Here is a 6,932-nt window from a genome sequence, read left to right as displayed (position 1 = left end):
AAATTTAATAATCTTTCTGAATTTTCCCGCTGTCGGGTAATATCCACCAGCGATACAAGAACATATTTGGCGTTTCTATCTTTTCCACGCACTATATTTGCATATACATGCACCCAGATCAACCTACCATCTTTTCGTTCTATCCGCTTCTCATAGTTTAATTTTTCCGCATTCTCTTCTTGAACAGTTTCTATTAAACTCTGCTCCATTCTCACATCATCGCACCATGTGATATCCTGAAAGTTTTTATTCAGCATTTCAGCCATTTCATAACCAGTCATCTCACAATATAGTTCGTTGCATTTTATATGTTTCCCATCCTGCGTCAGTTGGGTCATCCCCACAGGTGAGTGAGTAAATATCGTTCTGAAAAACTCCTCATTCTCTGCCAGGATCTTCATCGAATCTTCACGCTCTGTTATATCCGTACTAACACCTACCATGCTTACGGGATTTCCTGACTGGTCATAAATAAGTTGAGTGCGTGTATCATATAAGATACGCTTGCCCTGATCATTAAAATTTACTGCCTTACCTCGCCAGAAACCATCTCTAAATGTGCTTTCAATAATTTCCTGCTGTGTTACTCCATGCTGGATATCTTCTCCATAATCTTTCACATTCATACTAAGCAACTCTGACCGGGATTTGTTAAATCCCCGGCATTCTGCTTCATTTACATAGATTATATTTCCTTGCAGATCAGTTGCTGTAATTGCATCATGTATTTTATCCAAAAGTAATGATTGAAATTCCAGTTCTTCCCTGTAACTGAGCTGCTCAGTTACATCTTTAATAAGGATGGAATATCCCTTTAGTTGATTTTGAGTATCATAATATGCCTTGATATGGACTTCTCCCCAAAAACTGCTTTTATCTTTCTTTCGCAATTCCTGTTTAGGTAGTACTATGTTGTCTTTTGCTAAATTTTCAAGCAAGTTGTTCTTTTCCGGGAAAAGAATTTCCGCATTTATACCTTTTACTTCTTCCGCAGAATAACCAAAAAGCCTGGTAAATTCTCTATTTACCTGCTTGATTACATGCTCTGCATTCATCAATACAACAGTATCGGGAAGATAGTCTAAAAACTTATGTGCACTATGAAGTTCATTGCGCAATTGTTTTATTTCATTTTCAAATTCTATCTGTGTTTCTTTGTCCACTAAATCTCCCTCAAAATAATTCTTAAAATTTATACTTTAAATATTTAATTTTAGAAAAAATGTCAATAGATAAATTCTAAAGACGCTTAATATCCAGTTTAACTCAATTCTCAATTAAAATCCCAGCCACTTCTGAGCATCCTGCAAAGCTTCCCTGGGAAAGCGATGTCCACCCTCAAATTCAGGGAATTTTACATCATAACCCATTTCAGTTAATTGCTTCTCGACAATTTCTCCTTCCTTAAATTCTACCATATTATCATCTTTTCCTTGAGCAATAAAAACCTTCAATTCTTTGGCAGAAGCAATATCATCATCTGAAAGTCTGTCCATATTAAGCCAGCCTCCAAAACAGATCAATCCCTTATACAGATCATAATACCTGATCCCGGTAGTATATGTTAAACCACATCCCTGTGAAAATCCCAGCAGATAAATATCACTTATCTGGTATTTATCCATCAATTCCCGGGTAACTTTCTCCGCATATTCCTCAGTCTTTATCTCTATCTGCTTATTCATTTCTTCATCCTCAGTCCAGGTAAACCAGCTGTAACCCGTCTCTTTACCCAGATTAAATGGATAAAATGTCTCTGGACAGGCATAAATAAAATCCTTTTACTCAAATGCATCACTCCTGGAAACACTGTTCAAGTCTCCTGTCTGAGAATTACAGGTTGTAAATATCCCTATTAAAAATATTTTTAATTTCTAATCATTAATAATTTAATATTTCGTACGAATTATAATTGATCCGTTCGAAAGTATCTTGTTTGAATACCTGCTCAGTAATATCCATATTATCATGATCAGTTATTGAAATTAATTTATCTTTATCAAATATATAAAGCTTCTTTCCTTGTGACACATAGATATATTTTTTATCTAGCATTCTCAAATTTCCTATAACCACTATACCATCTGTTAAATTAAATGAGTGATATCGAGAATATATAGCTGGGTCTCCAAAAACATGCTCCTCGAGATTATCGGGGTCTGGAAGTTGTAAATCAAAATATTCAATTTTCATATTGGAATTATAATAATTAGTGAAGTAATTCCTAAATTGTATAGTATTATTTTTTGAATAAAATTCGATGCCATAACCGTCGCCAAGCCTCGCTTTATCAAAAGCTTGCTTCACTGCCGCAACACCTACACCACTTACACCATAACCAATATAAAATTTGGTTGGTCCAACCCAGTTAATTATTATATCGCCGATATAGACTACACTTTCATTGTCAGGAATGTGAAATTTTATTAATTTATCTGGTGTTTCAGTATAATAAGAAAATGGCTCTTTTACTTCAAAAAAACATGATATCCCTTCCAGAAACCATTCACCTTTGGGTAGTTTTGTAATTAAATAGCCCGTTGAATCGGCTTCATATTTACGTTCCCGTCCAGTTGCAATATCTTTAAAATAGAAAATTGATTTTTCAGTTAGGTCTTCTTTGTTATACAAAACTTTTACTTTACTACCAACTATCACTTCGTTGTTAATATGGTTTAAATCAGTTAATTGTCTATTTACGCTACAGCTTGTTAAAAATAAAATAATTACAAATAATGCAAAAAGATACCTCATATAATCCTCCCAAATATTACTATATCCAATGAGTATCAATATAATGTATCAATTGCATTGGATTTTTATTACTCAGCTATCATATCATTTTAACTACAAAAGTTTTCTATCATGAACATGAATCAACTTTTACAATTAACAATGACCACTTCTATACTAATCTCATTTTTATATTTGATAAAATTCGATATAACAATGAACTATGTATAATATTAACAAAATCTATGTCAAGCTAATTATTTTGCTCGGAGGGATGCCTGTTTTATGAATTCCAGGTCTCACTGGCTTTATTTTTAAAAAACTCTTTCTAAAATCCCAGCCATTTCTGAGCGTCCTGTAATGCTTCCCTGGAAACTCGATGCCCACCCTCAAATTCATGGAATTTTACATTATAACCCATTTCAGTTAATTTTTCCTCGGCAAATTCTCCTTCCTTAAATTCTACCCTATCATCCTCTTTTCCGTGAGCAATAAAAACCTTCAATCCGTTTGCGGAAGCAATATCCTCATCAGATAGTCTGTCCATATTAAGCCAGCCTCCAAAACAGATCAATCCCTTATACAGATCATAATACCTGATCCCGGTTGTATAGGTTAAACCACATCCCTGAGAAAATCCCAGCAGATAAATATCACTTATCTGGTATTTATCCATCAATTCCCGGGTTACTCTCTCCACATATTCCTCAGTCTTTATCTCTATCTGCTTATTCATTTCTTCATCGTCAGTCCAGGTAAACCAGCTGTAACCAGTCTCTTTACCCAGATTAAATGGATAAAATGTCTCTGGACAGGCATAAATGAAATCTTTAGTATCAAATGCATCCCATAAGCGAATAAAACTTTCACCTTTGGCCCCATAACCATGCAGACCCACTACTAAGGGATATATTTTCTGAGGATCATAATCATCAGGTAACCTTAAATATGTTTTACTATAAGCCTCAGATGCAAACCATAATTCCTTTATATCAGGATTTTTTTTCTTTTCCAGATACCTTTGCAGGCTATCTACTACAGCAGTATATTCCACACTTTCTCTTACTTTATCAAAATCAGGATCAGTTGAGATATGATCATAATTCTCAAAACCATTCCTGATTGAATATTCCAGAAATTTTGCTGCCAGTCTTTCATTTCCTATCAAACCATAACAGCAGGCAAGATTATACATCTCCTGACCATTGGTGATATCATACTGCAAACCTTCCAGATAGATATCTGCTGCCTTTTGATATTCACCTGCCTGATAAGCTTCCCACCCTTTCTGCCAGTATTCCTCAAGATTATTCTCCAGAAATGCCCCTGGTTCATCTGCTCCCTTTCCATTTAACCCGCAGAACATTAAGGCAATCAATAGTATTAATAATAATCTTTTCATTTTATTCCCCTTTATTGATTTGGAAATTCATCTATTAATTCTACCACAAATTGCAGTATTAATGAAGCATCATAGGATTCTATCACTCCATTACCATCCACATCTGCCCAATTAAATCGCCATTCTTCCCAGGGAAGCGGGTCTTCTTCAGCAAAATAATTTATCCCCGCAACAATCATCAAAACTATGGAGCTATCAAAAGCATCTACTTCATAACTATTATCCACATCTCCCAGACAAGGCACTAATAAAAATCCACCTTTGGCATTCAACTTTCCATAACCCCATCTGTCGTTAGGTACAGCTCCCGTTTGAGCATCTACAAATGCTGTTGCTGTCAATCTGCCAATAAGTTCGGCTGGCTGCAGATCAGAAAACCTTTCCAATATCAAGCCCATTGCTCCTGCTGCATGCGGAGCTGCTCCACTTGTGCAGCACAGACTTGAATATCCAGTTGAACTGGCAGCATTAGTAGTATAAGCATTTGTGGGAGCAGTCAATTCTGGTTTTATAACAATATCTGGAGCTCCTTTGCTGCAGGCTGAATATATATTGCCATTAGTTTTATCATGCGCTCCCACGCATATAGTTTCTGACCCGCAGGCATAAACATTTAAGGAATATGCTCCCTGATAGTAATTCTCAAAGTCTGCATTATATCCCACTCCAGCTATCCAGCCCCACCAGAAACCACCCGCATCATCTAAACTCTCATTTGGAATATCCAATTCTATCGTCCAATTATCACCTGCGGTCATTGTTCCATATTCATCAGATACCACCAGTTCCAGATAAGGATTCCCTAAACTCGTCACTTCATGAGAAATATAGAGCCTTCCACCGGGAGTGTCAAAAATTTCATCTGCTCCGGGAGACACAGCACCATAAGAATTGCCATCCTGATCTGATAATGTTATGCTAAAATCATCACCAACCTGATAATATAATCTACTGATCACAAAATCATTTCCACCTGTATTGCTGCCGCTTAAAGTAAAATTTAAGTCCGTTACTGGATCACCATATTGAGCATTACCAGTCACAAAACAATCGTAATTATACCAGTTACCGGCCGCCACTGCCGAACAGCGACCAGCACCACCAAAACTTGTTAATGCCTCAGCTACAGGATCACTCCCATCTGGTTCGCTGAACATTGATCCAATGCTCATTGAGATCACCACTGGCTTTGAGCTGTCTATCTCTGCTGCTTTCTGGGCTATATAGACAATTGCATTGATAATATTTGCTGAACCACTGGATTGCTGAACATAAATAATTTGTGCTCCCGGCAGCATACCTGCTCTACTCCCTCCAGAGGCACTTCCATCACCTGCCGCTATTCCAGTGCACTGCGTACCGTGATGCTGCCCACTATTTATAGCTGGTCCAGTTCCGCTATTCAAATCGGCTGCGGAATACTCACTTCCATAACCAAACAGGATGGGTGCATTACCGGTTCCTGACTGATTCCAGATCGCGGCTATCCTTGTCCCTGATTCATCACTGAAATCTTCATGCTGCCAATTCAAGGGATACGGGTCAATCAACCCGACAATTACTCCATCTCCCCTGCCTAACTGCTCCTGAATATAATCTGCATCACATCCCGCATAACTCGCGCCACTCATATGATCTGAGGTGGATATATCTAAAAGCTCCTCTGATTTTATACTCGGATATATTTCTTCAATCCCGGCAATATTTTCCAATGCTGTCAATTCAGAAACTGGTAAACGCATGGTAGTCAAATTACCATACCGGACTACTCTACTGCTACTCTCTGGCAGATCATTTAAGGGAAATTCACCCCTGAGCACAACATCTACAGCATACCCATCACTCGTCTGGATCAAAGGGCTTAAATATTCATTATCTGGTAGATTTTCCGTCATACTGCGACTGCTGATATTTTTTAATGAAAATGGCAGATCCACTCCCAGAATACAATTTATCAGTAGAATTATAAAAACTGTTAATATTATTTTCCTTCTCATGTTATCACACTCCTATTCTGGTTTATTATTTCATGTCAATATTGTAAAATAGGGTAGCTTATCGCAAGATATTTTTAATCTCAGAATTTATTTCTTTCCACCAACTTTCTTCTTATATCTCTCAAAAATACTGAAAATTGTCTTAAAGTATCTATAAAGAGATACAACTCAACCCGGCATAACAAAAAAATGTCATGCCGGGTTGAGTTGTTCCTCCTTAGTGATTTCTCTTGTGAATATAATGCTCATTCTTGATTATGATAGCTTATTTCAAGCTGTTATCAGACAGATTATTGCGTTAGAAGCACCATGTTTACTCGTAGGTTTAGATAGTTTTTTTTGTGAAGGGAGACTGTTCAATCAAAGTAATTGATATCATTGCAGGTTTTTAATTTTTACAACACAAAAATGCACATATACATAATATATGTCAATTTTTGGGAAATTGACATATTCTCGGAAAGGGAATAACTATAATAGCCCCTGGTTGTTGTATTTCGACAACCAGGGGTAAATAATTTCTCCTCTACTTTCCCTCCCTCAAACACCTGCTGCGCCGGTATTTGAGGGAGGGTGGTGGTTTTTGGCATCAACCCCAGGTAGTCACTTCGTGCCGACCTGAGGCTATTATAGTGAATCCCCTTCAGGGATAAATTAACCATAAAGATTGAACAGTCTTTGTGAAGGTCTGGGTGGGGACAGGAGAAAATGCTTGACTGGTTTTGATATTAATGTTGTGTAATAAACAAGAACTCAGTTAAATTGAAAATATAAAAAAGGGGGATATGATGCGGAAAATA

5 protein-coding genes are annotated in these 6,932 nt (G+C 36.9%); all 5 read right to left on the bottom strand.

Going from position 1 to position 6,932, the window contains the following annotated elements:
• Positions 1-1,163 (bottom strand): PAS domain S-box protein (locus RAO94_06920; protein MDP8322064.1); only part of this gene is annotated, 1,163 nt, incomplete at its 3' end.
• Positions 1,164-1,277: 114 nt separating this feature from the next.
• Complete coding sequence (locus RAO94_06915; protein MDP8322063.1) at positions 1,278-1,736, bottom strand: hypothetical protein; 459 nt, start codon at positions 1,734-1,736, stop codon at positions 1,278-1,280.
• A 145-nt stretch (positions 1,737-1,881) separates the two neighbouring features.
• Positions 1,882-2,754 carry a hypothetical protein gene (locus RAO94_06910; protein MDP8322062.1) on the bottom strand — a complete coding sequence of 291 codons (873 nt, stop codon included), beginning with the start codon at positions 2,752-2,754 and terminating at the stop codon, positions 1,882-1,884.
• Positions 2,755-3,061: 307 nt separating this feature from the next.
• Entirely contained in the window at positions 3,062-4,135 is a 1,074-nt protein-coding gene (locus RAO94_06905) for a hypothetical protein (GenBank protein MDP8322061.1), read from the bottom strand.
• Positions 4,136-4,146: 11 nt separating this feature from the next.
• Positions 4,147-6,132 (bottom strand): S8 family serine peptidase, encoded by a 1,986-nt coding sequence (locus RAO94_06900; GenBank protein ID MDP8322060.1) that lies wholly within the window; start codon positions 6,130-6,132, stop codon positions 4,147-4,149.
• Positions 6,133-6,932 lie beyond the last annotated feature (800 nt).

This window comes from Candidatus Stygibacter australis, assembly GCA_030765845.1.
GTDB classification, from domain to species: Bacteria; Cloacimonadota; Cloacimonadia; order Cloacimonadales; family TCS61; genus Stygibacter; species Stygibacter australis.
Note: the sequence above shows the minus strand (reverse complement) of the source record. Positions and strands in the feature narration are given on the sequence as shown.